Origin of the sequence: Inquilinus ginsengisoli, from assembly GCF_031453975.1 — a bacterium.
GTDB lineage: Bacteria > Pseudomonadota > Alphaproteobacteria > DSM-16000 > Inquilinaceae > Inquilinus > Inquilinus ginsengisoli_A.
The window spans coordinates 129,427-142,978 of record NZ_JAVDPW010000004.1; the positions used below are offsets into that span (position 1 = coordinate 129,427).

Consider the following 13,552-nt stretch of genomic DNA (forward strand, 5'->3'; position numbering starts at 1 on the left):
CATTCGCCCGGCCCGAAGAGCCCACAACCGCAGAGAACTCGCTGGACTCGTGAGATGGATTCATCATTCTGAACCCGCGCCCGGGCACGCCTGAGGGATCGACGATGAACCGACCGAGCCTGCCGCTGCGGGCGCTGGTGGCCTTCGAGGCCGCCGCCCGGCTGGAGAGCTTCCGCGCGGCGGCGGCGGAGCTGGCGCTGACCCCGTCGGCGGTGAGCCACCAGATCCGGATCCTGGAGGCGCGGCTGGGCCTGCCGCTGTTCGACCGGGTCGGCCGCGGCGTCCGGCTGTCGCCCGAGGGCGCCGAGTTCTTCGGCAAGATCCACGACTGCTTCGACACCCTGGCCCATGCGATCGAGACCACGGCGCGTCGCGGACGGCGCGCCCGGCGGGCGGAGGTGGTGCGGCTGCGAACCCCGCCGTCGCTGGCCGGCCGCTGGCTGCTGCCCCGCCTGCCTGCCTTCCTGGCCGAGCACCCGACGATCGACATCCGGGTCGACGCCGACCTGCCGATGGTGTCGGAGACGCCCGGCATCGAAGCCGACGCCGTGGACCTGGCGATCGCCTATGGCGACGGCAGCCGATGGCGGTCCCGGGCCGCGCCGCTGCTGACGGAGAGGATCCGGCCGCTCTGCGCCCCTGCCCTGGCCGCCGGCGGCGCGATCCGGTCGCCGCGCGACCTGCTGGCCCTGCCGCTGATCGTGACCCGGGACAATCTGGTGTCCTGGGAGGACTGGTTCCGGCGCCAGGGCGTCTCGCTCGACGACGGCTTCGCCCGCACCCTCCAGCTCGACCCGTCGCATGTCGCGATCGATGCGGCGGCGAAGGGCCTCGGGGTGGTGCTGGAAAGCGACCTGCTGACCGAGGATGAACGGCGCGACGGCCGTCTGGTCGCGCCCTTCGCCGGATCGGGGCAGACCTCGACATCGTACTGGCTGGTCGTCGCCAAGACGGCGTCGGGCCGGGAGAGCGTCGAGGCGGTGCGCGCCTGGCTGGTCGATAGCGCGGCACGCACCATCGAGGCGTAGAACAGCTGTCAGCCATGAAAAAGCCCGGCTTCCTGGGAAGCCGGGCTTGCATCATCGCCGGGACCGGTCGGCTCAGGCCTCGCCGACCGTGTCCAGGATCGCCGCGGACACCGCCTCGCTGGCGCTCTTGCCGCCCCAAAGGACGAACTGAAAGGCGGGGTAGAAGCGCTCGCATTCGGTCAGCGCGATGTCGACCAGGTCCTCCAGCTGCTCCACGCTCGCCGCCTGGGCGCCGCGCAGCAGCGTGGTGTGCCGGAACATCGGCGTCAGCTCCTCGGAGTCGACATCGAAATGGCCGAGCCACATCCGCTCATTGATGATGCCCAGCAGTTCCGCCACGTCGCGGCGCTTCTTCTCCGGCACCTTGAGATCGAACTGGCAGGAGAACTGCATCGCGCTGATTTCTTCCTGCCAGAAGAAGAACAGGCGGTAGCTGCACCACCGGCCGGCGACCTCGGCAAGCATCTCTTCGTTGCTCGCCCGCTCGAAACTCCAGTCATTGGCGCTGACGATTTCCTCGAGCGTGTCGAGGGGGTTTTGGGTGAAGGCGGCTTCTTCGAAGACCTCGGACGCTGTGGTCATGATCCTCCGCTCCCATGCCGCCGCGAAACGCAATTATAGGGTCCGCGGCCGGTAAATACCCAAGATGTAGTAGTGTCGTCCATTACGGCCTTTCCTGAACAACGGTCGCACAAGGGCTTGTTGGGTGCAACCGGTATGCACCGCCGTTACGATAAAAGCTGTGGATGATTTGTGACGGAATTCAGTCCGACGCTTTCGTCCGCGTGCCGCGGCGCTTCGGGGCGGGGGCCGCTTCGGGCGCCGACGCGGCCCGGCGGGCCGGTTTCGCAGCCGCAGCAGCGGCCTTCACCGGCAGCTTCGCGGCCGCAGGCTTCGGGGCGCTGCGCTTCGCGGCGGCCGGCTGGGCTGCGGCTTCCAGCGACGCGACCCGCGCGACCAGCAACTCCTGCTCTTCCCGCGCGCGCTGGGCCAGGGCGCGGACGATCTCGAACTCCTCGCGGGTGACGACGTCCAGCCGCGACAGCACGTGCTCGAACTGCTCACGCAGGCGTGACCGCGCCTCCTCGCGCACGCCCGCGACGGCACCGAAGGCCCCGGTCGCAACCCGGACCAGATCGTCGATCAGCTTGGTGTCGAAGGGCATCGCAAGGCATATCCACAAATGACAGGCATCATTGCAAATATGGCCGCCAAGGCCTTGCGTTGCAACGTCCGGGATGCCGCGCCTATAAGGGCTCGCTTTTTGCTTCGCCCTCCGCGGACGGGAATAGTCATGGGTTGGTTCGATCCGGTCGCCTTGCAGATCGGCCCTATCGCGATCCGCTGGTACGCGCTCGCCTACATCGCCGGCTTCGTGCTGGGCTGGCGCTACGCCCTGTGGCTGACGCGCCGCACCACGCTGCCGCCCGACCGGCTGGCGCTGGACGACTTCCTGACCTGGGCCGTGGTCGGCACCATCCTGGGCGGCCGGTTGGGCTATGTCCTGTTCTACAACTTCGACGAGTACCTGCAGGCCCCGGCGACGATCCTGGAGATCTGGAAGGGCGGCATGTCCTTCCATGGCGGCATGCTGGGCGTCACCGCGGCGATCATCCTGTTCGCCTGGCGCCGCGGCTTCTCGCCCCTGCTGCTGGGCGACGTGGTGGCGGCCGCCGCACCGATCGGCCTGTTCTTCGGCCGCATCGCCAACTTCATCAACGGCGAGCTGTGGGGCCGGCCGACCGACCTGCCCTGGGCCTTCGTGTTCCCCAGCGGCGGGCCCCTGCCGCGCCACCCCAGCCAGCTCTACGAGGCCGGGCTGGAAGGCCTGCTGCTGTTCCTGGTCCTGCTGCCCCTGGCCGCCAGCGCGCGCATCCGCTCCAAGCCGGGCATCATCCTGGGCACCTTCATCACCTGGTACGGCGTCTCGCGCTTCCTGGTCGAGTTCGTGCGCGAACCGGATGCCCAGCTGGGCTACCTCATGGGCACCGACTGGTTCACCCGGGGCCAGGAGCTGTCGCTGCCGATGATCGTGATCGGCATCGCCGTGGTGATCTGGGCGGCCCGGCGGCCGGCGATGGCCGCACCAGCCACCGCCCCGGCCTCCTCGGCGGCGGCTTAACGGCGGCGGTGTGACCACGCTGCTCGACCTGCTGCGGCGGCGGATCGCGGTCGACGGACCGTTGACCGTGGCGCAGTACATGGCCGAGGCGCTGGGCCATCCCCGCCACGGCTACTACATCACCCGCGACCCGCTGGGCGCGGCCGGCGACTTCACCACGGCGCCGGAGATCAGCCAGGTGTTCGGTGAGCTGGTCGGGCTGTGGTGCGCCGACCAGTGGCAGCGCATGGGCGCGCCCGACCCGGCGCTGCTGGTCGAGCTGGGCCCTGGCCGGGGCACCCTGATGCAGGACGCGCTGCGCGCCATCGGCCGGGCCGCCCCCGGCTTCCGCAAGGCGCTGCGGCTGCATCTGGTCGAGACCAGCCCCACCCTGCGTGCGGCCCAGGCGGCGCGTCTGGCGGCGGCCGACCCGGTGTGGCTGGACCGGCTGGCGGACCTGCCCGACGGGCCGGTGCTGGTGGTGGCCAACGAGTTCTTCGACGCCCTGCCGATCCGGCAGTGGCAGCGCGGCGCCGGCGGCTGGCACGAGCGGCTGGTCGGCTGGGACGAGGCGGCGGGCACGCTGCGCTGGGAGCTGTCGGCCCAAACCGATCCCGGGCTGGCGCTGATCCCCGACGCCGTCCGCGGCGCGCCCGAGGGGTCGATCGCCGAGGCCTGCCCGGCCGGGCTGTCCCACGCCGCGATGCTGGGCCGGCGCCTGGCGCAGCAGGGCGGCGCGGCGCTGATCGTCGACTATGGCCCGGCCCGCAGCGCAGCCGGTGACAGCTTCCAGGCGATGCGCCACCACGCCTTCGCCGACCCGCTGGCGGCGCCGGGCGAGGCCGACCTGACCGCCCATGTCGATTTCCAGGCCCTCGCCCTCGCTGCTGTCCAGGCCGGCGCCGCGGCGCACGGGCCGGTGCCGCAGGGCGCGTTCCTGGAGGCGCTGGGCCTGCGCGCCCGCGCCGCCCAGCTCAAGCAGGCATCGCCGGCCCGCGCCGCGGAGATCGACGCCGCCATCGAGCGGCTGGCCGGCCCGGACGGGATGGGCATGCTGTTCAAGGCCCTGGCGCTGACCGCGCGCCAGCCCGGCGCGCCGGCGGGGTTCCCCTGACCCCGACGCCGCGCTAGCGTCGCCCCTCCTCACAGCGGAGCGGCCCCATGGGACCTGCGATCGAACCGGTCCCGTCGGACCCTGCCCTGCCCGCCCGCGCCGATGTCGTGATCATCGGCGGCGGCATCATCGGCACCAGCGCCGCCCTGACCCTGGCGCAGCGCGGCGTCTCGGTGCTGCTGTGCGAGAAGGGCGAGATCGCCGCCGAACAGTCCAGCCGCAACTGGGGCTGGTGCCGGGTGATGGGCCGCGATTCGCGCGAGATCCCGCTGGTGCAGGAAAGCCTGAAGCTGTGGCGCGGGATGAACGCCACGGTCGAGGCCGAGACCGGCTACCGCCAGGCCGGCATCCTCTATGTCGGCGAGACCGAGGCGGAGATGGCTCGGCACGAAAAGTGGATGGTCCATGCCCGGGCGCACGGCCTCGACACCCGGCTGGCGGGGTCGGACGAGGTGGCGCGCCTGCTGCCCGGGGCGGCGACGCGCTTCCAGGGCGCGCTCTACACCGAAAGCGACGGCCGGGCCGAGCCGCAACTGGCCGCCCCGGCGATCGCCCGCGCCGCCCGCCGGCTGGGCGCCGGCATCATGACGAACTGCGCCGTGCGCGCGGTCGACACCGCGGGCGGCCGCATCTCCGGCGTGGTGACCGAGAAGGGCCGCGTCGCCTGCAACGCCGTGGTGCTGGCCGGCGGCGCCTGGTCCGGCCTGTTCTGCCGGGCGTTGGACCTGCGCCTGCCGCAGCTGAAGGTGCTGTCCTCCGTCCAGCGCACCGCGCCGGTCGCGGGCGGGCCCGAGGCGGCGGCGGCGACCTCCGGCTTCGCCTTCCGCAAGCGGCTGGACGGTGGCTACAGCGTGGCCGACGCCCGCACCAACATCGTCGACATCGTGCCGGACAGCTTCCGATTCTTCTTCGACTTCCTGCCGGCGCTGCGGTCGCAATGGCGGTCGCTGCGGCTGCGCGTCGGCGACCGCTTCCTGACGGAATGGCAGCTGCCGAAGCAGGCGGCGCCGGACCAGGTCTCGGTCTATGAGCGGGTGCGGATCCTCGACCCGGCGCCGGTGGCGTCGGTGGTCCGGGCGGCCCGGGCCCGGCTCGACGCCGCCTTCCCGCTGTTCCGCGGCGTGCCGGGGGCGCAGGACTGGGCCGGGCTGATCGACGTGACCCCGGATGCGGTGCCGGTGATCTCGCCGGTCGAGACGGTGCCCGGCTTCTTCGTCGCCACCGGCTTCTCCGGCCACGGCTTCGGCATCGGCCCGGGGGCCGGGCGGCTGGTGGCCGACCTGGTCACCGGCGCGCCGCCGGTGGTCGACCCGACGCCCTACCGCTTCGGCCGATTTAGCGACGGGTCGCCGATCCGGGTCGAGGCCGGGTTCTAGTCGCGACCGCAGTTGCAGTGCTATTCCGTCCCTGTCCATGAGCCGCCGGAGCCGCCCGTGATCACCGTCGACGCCCTGTCCGCCCTGCCCGGCCTCGCCCATGGCTTCTTCCCGCGCACCGGCGGCGTCAGCGAGGGCATCTTCGCCTCGCGCAACTGCGGCTTCGGGTCGGGCGACCGGCGCGACGCGGTGGCCGAGAACCGCGACCGCTGCCGCCGCGACCTCGGCCCCGCCGAGACGTTGCTGACCGTGCACCAGGTGCACAGCCCCACCGTGGTCACCGTGACCGCGGCCTGGACGCCGGAGACGGCGCCGCAGGCCGATGCCATGGTCACCGACCGGCCCGGGCTGGCCCTGGGCATCCTGACCGCCGATTGCGCCCCCATCCTGTTGGCCGACGCCGAGGCCGGGGTGATCGGCGCCGCCCATGCCGGCTGGAAGGGCGCGCTGGGCGGCGTCACCGACGCCACCATCGCCGCGATGCGGGCGCTGGGCGCGGTGCCGGAGCGGATCGCCGCCGCAGTCGGGCCCTGCATCGGCCCCGAGGGCTACGAGGTCGGCCCGGAGTTCCGCGACCGCTTCCTGGCGGAGGATCCCGACAGCGCCCGATTCTTCCACACCCCGGCCCGCAGCAACGGCGCCGACCCGCGCCCGCATTTCGACCTTCCCGGCTATGTCGCCCAGCGGCTGCGCCGCGCCGGGCTGCGCGACGTCACCGTCACCGGGCTGGACACGCTGGGGCGCGAGGACCAGTTCTTCAGCTACCGCCGCACCACCCTGCGGAAAGAGCCGGATTACGGCCGCCAGATCTCGGCCATCCTGCTGACGGACTGACGCCGATGCCGCATCTGATCACCCTGTTCCTGTTCATCATCGTGGCCATGCTGGGCGGCTGCGTCTTAATGATGATGTGACAATTCGGGGACAGGGTTGCGTCAAGGCCGTTTACACCCCTCATCGCGCGGTCTATACGCAGCCGCATCCGGCCCCGGCCCCACCGCCCGAGACCACCGAGCCGCCCTCATGAAAATCATCGCCTGCAACAGCAATCGCCCGCTCTGCGAGGCGATCGCCGCCTATTTGCAAATTCCGCTGACCAAGGCCCAGATCCGCCGCTTCGCGGATATGGAGGTCTTCGTCGAGATCCTCGAGAACGTCCGCGGCGAGGACGTGTTCGTCATCCAGCCGACGAGCTTCCCCGCCAACGACAACCTGATGGAGATGCTGGTCACCATCGACGCGCTGCGTCGGGGCTCGGCCCGCCGGATCACCGCGGTGATGCCCTATTACGGCTATGCCCGGCAGGACCGCAAGACCGGCCCGCGCACGCCGATCTCGGCCAAGCTGGTGGCCAACCTGATCACCCGCGCCGGGGCCGACCGGGTGCTGACGCTGGACCTGCATGCCGGCCAGATCCAGGGCTTCTTCGACATCCCGCTGGACAATCTGGTGGCGTCGCCGGTGTTCGTGAAGGACATCCGCAGCCGCTTCTCCAGCGAGAATCTGGTCATCGTCTCGCCCGATGTCGGCGGCGTGGTCCGCGCCCGGCAGATCGCCCAGCGCCTCGATGCCGACCTCGCCATCATCGACAAACGGCGTGAGAAGGCCGGCGTGTCGGAGGTGATGAACGTGATCGGCGACATCGACGGCCGCCGCTGCATCCTGATCGACGACATCGCCGACAGCGCCGGCACGCTGTGCAACGCCGCCGCCGCCCTGATGGAGCGCGGCGCGTCGGAGGTCTTCGCCTATATCAGCCATGGCGTGCTGTCGGGCGGCGCGGTGGCCCGCGTCGGCGCCTCCCCGATCAAGGAGATGGTGACGACGGACAGCATCCTGGCGACCGAGGCGGTGCAGGGCAGCCACAACATCCGCCAACTGACCATCGCGCCGCTGATGGCCGAGGCCATCCTGCGTATCGCCGAGGAAAAGTCGGTCTCCAGCCTGTTCCAGTAAGGCCGTAGCAGAAGCGACACCGCCGGGCGTCGGATGGATTCGACGCCCGGCGGTGTCGCTTGCCACCCGCCTACAGCAGGAAGTCGCCGGACTGCAGGGTGATGGCCCCGGTCAGGGTGACGCTGAAATCCGCCACGCCGTCGCCGTTGACGTCGCCGCTGACCGTGGTGACGCCGCCGGCCACGCTCTCGCGCAGTTCGCCGGCATGGTGGGTGAAGGCGCCGCTGCCGATGAAGTGGAAGGCCTGGTCGCCGGCCACCCCCGTGTTGGCATCGATGCCGTGCAGGTCGATGCGGTCGGCCTGGGCGTGGCTGAAATCGGTGATCCGGTCGGCATTGGCCCCGACCGGGCTGTCCGACAGGACCCCATAGTAGAAGCGGTCGGCCCCCACCCCGCCGATCAGGGTGTCCTTGCCGCCCTGGCCCGCCAGCACATCATTGCCGGCACCCCCGACCAGGCCGTTGGCCGCAGTATTGCCGACCAGCGTGTCGTTGTGGCTGCTGCCATAGACGGTCTCGATCGACAGCAGCACATCACCCTGGGCAGTGCCGCCGCTGCCGGCGCCGCTGGCCAGGTTGATCGTCACCGCGGCCGTGCTCTCGGTGTACATCACCGAGTCGGTGCCGGCGCCGCCATCGAGCCGGTCGGCCCCGATGCCGCCGCGCAGGATGTCGTTGTCGTCGCCACCCAGCAGGCTGTCATTGCCGATCCCGCCATCCAGCGTGTCGGCGTTCGCGCCGCCGGTGAGCGTGTCGGAGCCGAAATCGCCGTACAGCGCATCCGCGCCGGCGCCGCCGTCGACCCGGTCGTTCCCGTCCATCCCGTGCAGGATGTCGTTCCCCGCCCCGCCGCTGAGCGAATTGACGTCGACGCTCCCGGTCAGCTGGTCATTGCCGGCGGAGCCGATGAGATGCTCGATGCCGATCAGCACGTCGCCCTGGGCGTTGCCGCCGCTGGCCGCGCCGGTGGTGAGGTTGACGGTGACGCCGACGATGCCTTCAGAATAGGTCGCGATGTCGTTCTTGGCGCCGCTGCCCTCGATCCGGTCGGCGCCGGCCCCGCCGCGCAGCACATTGATCTCGTCGGTGTAGAAGCTGCCGGTGTCGCAGCTGAGCGAGTCGTTGCCCGCCCCGCCGTCGAGGGTGTCGTTGAACCCGCCGGCCACGATCGTGTCGTTGCCGTTGCCGCCATAGAGCTGGTTGTTCTGGTCGAGGTCCCGGATCGAGTCGTTGCCGTCGCCGCCATCGATGAGGTCGTTTCCGGTGCCGCCGCTGAGGATGTCGTCGCCGGCCATGCCGTAGATGCGGTCGTCGCCGCCCAGGCCCCAGATCGAGTTCACTCCGGCCGATCCGGTCAGGACGTCATTGCCCGCGGTGTAGTCCGAACCCTCGATGTTCTCGAAGCCGGAGATCACGTCGCCCTGGGCGTCGGAGCCGTTGCCGGACGCGGTCATGGTGGTCAGGTTGACCACGACGCCGGCCCCGCGATTGTCCCAATAGCTGATGGTGTCGATGCCGGCGCCGCCGATCAGCGTGTCCCCGCCCGTCCCGCCCACCAGGGTGTCATTGCCGCCACCGCCATCGAGATAGTCGTCGCCGCCGCGGCCATACATGGTGTCGTCGCCGCTGGTGTTCTGGTCCGGCTGGGGAATCTGGTTGTCGTTGTCGTCACCCTCGAAATACGCCATCAAGGTCTCCTGAAGGATTGAGGACGGTGAGACCTGTCCGCAGCGCGCTTTCAGCCCCTGACCCGCGGCACAGGCCCGTCCCGAACTTCGCGGCAGAGTGTTGAAAACCCATCCGGCCAGCAATCCCCGAGTATTAGGGGGCGGAGACGGCATGAACGAGACGATGGAGCTTCCGCCCTTCTTCGATCCGGCCCGGGCCGGGGAGTGGTCATATCGGCCCGACGCCGCCGGGCTGCGCGCCGCGGCCGAGGCCCGGCGCGGCCGGCTGAAGCGGGTGGAGGGCGGGCGCACCGACCTGCTGCTGGTCGACCTGCAGCGCGACTTCTGCCTGCCCGAGGGCGCGCTCTATGTCGGCGGCCGGTCCGGCCGCGGCGCGGTCGAGGACACGGCGCGGATCGCGGCCTTCATCCACCGCAACCTCGGCGCCATCGACCGCATCGTGCCGACCTTCGACACCCACACGCCGCTGCAGATCTTCCACCGCTCGTTCTGGATCGATGCCGACGGCACCCCGCCGCCGCCCTTCACCCTGATCTCGGAGGAGATTCTGGCCGGCGGCGCGCTGCTGCCGAGCCCCGGCGTGATGGCGCTGCTGCCGCCCGAGGTCGCGGCGCAGGGCCTGGCCTGGGTGGAACGGCAGCTGCTGCACTATGTCCGCAGCCTGGCGCGGCAGGGCCGCAACGTCCTGATCGTCTGGCCCGACCACTGCCTGATCGGGTCGGAAGGCCATGCCATGCCGGGGCTGATCCAGGAGGCATGGCTGTTCCACGCCCTGCTGCGCGGCGCGGCGACGCCGGCCATCGTCAAGGGCGACGATCCCTGGAGCGAGAGCTATTCCGCTTTCGGCGCCGAGGTGCCGGACCGCTGGGACGGCGGCCGGCTGGTGAAGCCGCAGGACGATGCGGCGCTGCACGACCTGCTTGGCGCCGACCGGATCGTGGTCGCCGGCCAGGCGTCGAGCCATTGCGTGCGCTGGTCGGTCGACGACCTACTGGCCCGGATGCGCGCGCTCGACCCGGCGCTGCCGCGCCGGGTCTATATCCTGCGCGACGGCATGTCGGCCGTCGTCGGGTTGGATGCGGCGGGACGGCCGATCCCGGAGCTGGATTTCACGCCCCAGGCCGATGAGGCCTTCGCCCGCTGGGCGGAGCTCGGCGCCCACATCGTCGAGACCACCGTGCCGATGGCGGACTGGCCGCGCTGAGAAGGCGGGGATCGGCCTACCCGGTCGGCGGCAGGGCCTGCTCGCGCTGCAGGTTGCGGTATTTCGGCTTGCGCGGCGGCGGGTGGTACCAGCGCTTGTGCAACCACAGCCACTGCTCGGGCTTGGTCCGGACCCAGGCCTCGACCCGCTGGTTGAGGGCCCGGGTTCCGGCTTCGATGTCGGCGGCGCGGTCCCCGGTCCGTGCCAACGGCAGGGGCGCCTCGAACACGACGTCGAAATACGCCCCGCCGCGCCGCTCGAAGCGGACCGGCAGAACGTCGCAGCGGACATGGTAGGCAAGCGCCACCGCGGCCGGCGAGGTCAGCGCGTCGCGGCCGAAGAACGGCACCGCCAGCCCGCCGGTGTAGCGCTGGTCGACCAGCATGCCGAGCACCCCGCCCTCGCGCAGGATCGACAGGGCCTGCTTGGCGCCGTTGCCCTCCATCCGCTTCTCCAGCAGCCGGGTGCCGAGCGATTCGCGGATGCGGCGAAGCAGCGCGTCGATCAGGCGGTTCCGCAGCGGCCGGTAGAAGGCGGTGAGCGACAACCCCAGATTGGCGGCCGCGATCGGCGAGATCTCCCAATTGCCGAAATGGGCGACGGCGAAGACCACGGCGCGACCGCCCGCGCGCGCCGCCTCCAGGTGCTCGAACCCCTCGACCCGGATGCGCTTCGGCGCCCGGGCTTCGCGGCGGCGCAGCGCCGCCAGATGCGGAAATTCGCCCACCATGCGGCCGAGATTGTCCCACATGCCGGTCACGATCCGGAGCCGGTCGGCGGCGGAGAGGTCGGGCAGCACCAACCGCAGATTGGCGTCGGCATGGCGCGAGGCGCCGGTGCCCGGCCCGATCGAGCGGCCAATCCAGCCGCCGAGGGCGGAGGCGGCGCCGATCGGCAGCAGCCGGAAGATCGCGAACAGCAGATAGACCGGGGTCGCGACGGCAAGATCAAGGATACGGCGGCGCAACACTGGCCAGGCCGGGGCTTTCCTCTTCTGGCGGTTCAGCGAATGCAAGAGCGGGAACGGCATCGACTCCTCGTGGCTGGCCCGGTCCCCCATTCGGTTCATCGGGGTGACTGCCCGTGTCCTGGATTTGGGTCAAATCCAGCGCCAACTCAAGAGGGCAAACCGTCAATTCCGGGCGGCCTGCGCCAACACGTCGCTGACCGACCCGTCCGGCGGCAGGCCCATGACGTGATGGCTGTGCCACAGGGCGTAGAACAGCAGGCTCCAGGCCTGCTGCGGCCGCTCGGACGCCGTGTCGCAGACATGGCGGACCAGGTCGGGCGAGACGAAGGCGGCAAGGCCGGGCTGGCTTGGCAGCAGCGCCCGAAGATCGGCCCGCCGGCCCGCCATCCAGCGCCCGACCGGCGTGTTGAAGCCCTTCTTCCTCGCCCGGGCCACGCGGTCCGGCAGCATCGCCGCCAGTTGCCGGCGCAGCAGCAGCTTGCCCCGCTTCAGTCCGATCTTGGTGCTGTCCGGCAGGGAGAAGGCGAAGTCGGCCACGACAGGGTCGATGAAGGGGGTGCGCCCCTCGACGCCATGGCGCATCAGGCAGCGGTCCAATTTGGCCAGGAGCGCGTTCGGCAGGGCTTCGTCGCAATCGATCGCCTGCAGCGTCTGCAGCAGCGTGCGGCCGGCCTCCGTCTCGCGCCGCTCGACCGCGCCGAGCGCGGTACGCCAGCCTTCCAGCCCGCTGACCCCGTCCAGGCCATGGAAGATGCCTTCGGCACGGGCGCCGCGGGTCACCCAGCGCCAGGGCAGCCGGGTCCGGCGGTAGCGGACATAGCCGCCGAACAGCTCGTCGGCGCCCTCGCCGCACAGCATCACCTTGAGCCCGCCCTTCGCGGCCGCCTGGGCCATGCAGTAGGTCGGCAAGGCGGCGGGGTCGCCGGTGGGGTCGTCCAGTGCCGCCGCGACGGCGGGCGCCAGGGCCCAGAACGCCGCCGCATCCATCTCCACCCGCTCGCAATCGGCGCCGGCCAGCGCCGCGACCCGGATCGCCTCCCGGCTCTCATCCGCGGGATCAGCGCCGTCATAGCCGATAGTGATCGCCTGGACCCGCCGGCCCGCCATGCGGCGGACATAGGCCAGCAGCAGCGAGGAATCGACCCCGCCGGACAGGAACAACCCACAGGGCACGTCGGAGTTGAGGTGGACGCCGACGCTGTCCTCCAGCACACGGTCCAGCGCGGCGAGCGTGCAATCAGGATCGCCGGCCCAGCCCGCCATCGCGGCCGGCAAGGCGGCGCGGTGCAGCCGCCGGACGATGCGGCCGTCCTCCACCACCAGCGTCTCGCCGGGCAGGACGCGGCGGACCTGCGGGAAGATGGTGTCCTCGCCGGTGGTGAATTTGAGCTGCATCAGCTCGGCGCGCTGCGGCGTCGCCACCTCCGGCCGGGCCAGCCCGGCCTTGAACAGGGCCTGCGGCTCGGACGCGAAGGCGAAGGTGCCGCCGCTCTCGACATAGTACAGCGGCTTGATGCCGAAAGGGTCGCGCGACAGCACCAGCCGCCGCCGCGGCCGGTCATAGACGGCGATGGCGTACATGCCGCGCAGATCCTCGGCGAAGGACGGGCCCCGGCCGGCGTAGAGGTGCACCAGCGGCTCGCAATCCGATCCGGTCGCGAGGTGCTCCACCCCCACTGTGGCGCGCAGCGCCGGGGCGTTGTAGATCTCGCCATTGGCGACGAGGACGGTGTCGGCCGGCCCGTGAAACGGCTGCTGGCCATGGGCCACGTCGACGATGGCGAGACGGGTCGAGATCAGGGCGACGCCGTCGCCGACGAAGCGGCCGGAGGAATCCGGCCCGCGATGATCCAGGGCCCGTTCGAGGCGGGACAGCATCGCCGCATCCGGCGGCCCGCTTCGGCACGTCACCAGGCCGGCTATGCCGCACATGGCGCCAGGCCGGTGCTGCGGCGGCGACGTTCGACGGTGGGCGTGGCGCGATGAGGCCGCGACAAGGCTTCCTGCGCAACCCCGGTCAGGGCCGCGCAGACAGGCGGATGGTCAGTCATGGAGGGTCCGGCAGGGAGCGAAGGACCGAACCCTAGGCCCGCCGGATCACCAAGGGGTAGTTACC

The 13,552-nt window shown here is 71.1% G+C and carries 12 protein-coding genes; 7 read left to right on the forward strand and 5 right to left on the reverse strand.

The window, feature by feature from the left end; genetic code table 11:
* The first annotated feature begins 104 nt into the window (after window positions 1-104).
* The gene (locus tag E9232_RS12100; RefSeq protein ID WP_309794282.1) at window positions 105-1,028 is read left to right on the forward strand and encodes a LysR substrate-binding domain-containing protein; all 924 of its coding nucleotides are present in this window, start codon (window positions 105-107) and stop codon (window positions 1,026-1,028) included.
* Between the two features lie 72 nt (window positions 1,029-1,100).
* Here E9232_RS12100 and E9232_RS12105 read toward each other — a convergent pair whose 3' ends face one another.
* A complete protein-coding gene (locus E9232_RS12105; RefSeq protein ID WP_309794283.1) occupies window positions 1,101-1,610 on the reverse strand; it encodes a type III secretion system chaperone family protein in 510 nt (169 codons plus the stop codon).
* A 181-nt stretch (window positions 1,611-1,791) separates the two neighbouring features.
* The gene (locus E9232_RS12110; RefSeq protein ID WP_309794284.1) at window positions 1,792-2,193 is read right to left on the reverse strand and encodes an accessory factor UbiK family protein; all 402 of its coding nucleotides are present in this window, start codon (window positions 2,191-2,193) and stop codon (window positions 1,792-1,794) included.
* Between the two features lie 129 nt (window positions 2,194-2,322).
* Between E9232_RS12110 and lgt the strand changes: the two genes are divergently transcribed.
* From lgt to E9232_RS12135, 5 genes are all read left to right on the forward strand, one after another.
* Window positions 2,323-3,150: a prolipoprotein diacylglyceryl transferase gene (gene lgt / locus E9232_RS12115; protein WP_309794286.1), complete on the forward strand. Its 828-nt coding sequence runs from the start codon at window positions 2,323-2,325 to the stop codon at window positions 3,148-3,150.
* A 10-nt stretch (window positions 3,151-3,160) separates the two neighbouring features.
* A complete protein-coding gene (locus E9232_RS12120) occupies window positions 3,161-4,243 on the forward strand; it encodes a class I SAM-dependent methyltransferase (protein WP_309794288.1) in 1,083 nt (360 codons plus the stop codon).
* Window positions 4,244-4,290: 47 nt separating this feature from the next.
* Window positions 4,291-5,619, forward strand: coding sequence for an NAD(P)/FAD-dependent oxidoreductase (locus E9232_RS12125; RefSeq protein WP_309794289.1), 1,329 nt, complete (start codon window positions 4,291-4,293; stop codon window positions 5,617-5,619).
* 57 nt (window positions 5,620-5,676) lie between these two features.
* Window positions 5,677-6,453, forward strand: coding sequence for a peptidoglycan editing factor PgeF (pgeF, locus tag E9232_RS12130; RefSeq protein ID WP_309794290.1), 777 nt, complete (start codon window positions 5,677-5,679; stop codon window positions 6,451-6,453).
* A gap of 189 nt (window positions 6,454-6,642) precedes the next feature.
* Window positions 6,643-7,575 carry a ribose-phosphate pyrophosphokinase gene (locus E9232_RS12135; RefSeq protein ID WP_309794292.1) on the forward strand — a complete coding sequence of 311 codons (933 nt, stop codon included), beginning with the start codon at window positions 6,643-6,645 and terminating at the stop codon, window positions 7,573-7,575.
* Between the two features lie 70 nt (window positions 7,576-7,645).
* On the opposite strand, the gene E9232_RS12140 is transcribed toward E9232_RS12135, so the two are convergent.
* Window positions 7,646-9,262, reverse strand: coding sequence for a calcium-binding protein (locus tag E9232_RS12140; protein WP_309794293.1), 1,617 nt, complete (start codon window positions 9,260-9,262; stop codon window positions 7,646-7,648).
* A gap of 151 nt (window positions 9,263-9,413) precedes the next feature.
* Between E9232_RS12140 and E9232_RS12145 the strand changes: the two genes are divergently transcribed.
* Window positions 9,414-10,466: a cysteine hydrolase family protein gene (locus E9232_RS12145; RefSeq protein WP_309794296.1), complete on the forward strand. Its 1,053-nt coding sequence runs from the start codon at window positions 9,414-9,416 to the stop codon at window positions 10,464-10,466.
* Between the two features lie 16 nt (window positions 10,467-10,482).
* Here E9232_RS12145 and E9232_RS12150 read toward each other — a convergent pair whose 3' ends face one another.
* Both E9232_RS12150 and asnB read right to left on the reverse strand, forming a co-directional pair.
* Window positions 10,483-11,496 carry a lysophospholipid acyltransferase family protein gene (locus E9232_RS12150; RefSeq protein ID WP_309794297.1) on the reverse strand — a complete coding sequence of 338 codons (1,014 nt, stop codon included), beginning with the start codon at window positions 11,494-11,496 and terminating at the stop codon, window positions 10,483-10,485.
* Window positions 11,497-11,598: 102 nt separating this feature from the next.
* The gene (asnB, locus tag E9232_RS12155; protein WP_309794299.1) at window positions 11,599-13,368 is read right to left on the reverse strand and encodes an asparagine synthase (glutamine-hydrolyzing); all 1,770 of its coding nucleotides are present in this window, start codon (window positions 13,366-13,368) and stop codon (window positions 11,599-11,601) included.
* Window positions 13,369-13,552: the final 184 nt, after the last annotated feature.

Excerpts from the sequence above, each read along its gene's own strand:
- E9232_RS12100 (WP_309794282.1), top strand. The coding sequence starts at position 105 with ATGAACCGACCGAGCCTGCCGCTGCGGGCGCTGGTGGCCTTCGAGGCC.
- E9232_RS12105 (WP_309794283.1), bottom strand. The coding sequence starts at position 1,610 with ATGACCACAGCGTCCGAGGTCTTCGAAGAAGCCGCCTTCACCCAAAAC.
- E9232_RS12110 (WP_309794284.1), bottom strand. The coding sequence starts at position 2,193 with ATGCCCTTCGACACCAAGCTGATCGACGATCTGGTCCGGGTTGCGACC.
- lgt (WP_309794286.1), top strand. The coding sequence starts at position 2,323 with ATGGGTTGGTTCGATCCGGTCGCCTTGCAGATCGGCCCTATCGCGATC.
- E9232_RS12125 (WP_309794289.1), top strand. The coding sequence starts at position 4,291 with ATGGGACCTGCGATCGAACCGGTCCCGTCGGACCCTGCCCTGCCCGCC.
- E9232_RS12135 (WP_309794292.1), top strand. The coding sequence starts at position 6,643 with ATGAAAATCATCGCCTGCAACAGCAATCGCCCGCTCTGCGAGGCGATC.
- E9232_RS12140 (WP_309794293.1), bottom strand. The coding sequence starts at position 9,262 with ATGGCGTATTTCGAGGGTGACGACAACGACAACCAGATTCCCCAGCCG.
- E9232_RS12145 (WP_309794296.1), top strand. The coding sequence starts at position 9,414 with ATGAACGAGACGATGGAGCTTCCGCCCTTCTTCGATCCGGCCCGGGCC.
- E9232_RS12150 (WP_309794297.1), bottom strand. The coding sequence starts at position 11,496 with ATGCCGTTCCCGCTCTTGCATTCGCTGAACCGCCAGAAGAGGAAAGCC.
- asnB (WP_309794299.1), bottom strand. The coding sequence starts at position 13,368 with ATGTGCGGCATAGCCGGCCTGGTGACGTGCCGAAGCGGGCCGCCGGAT.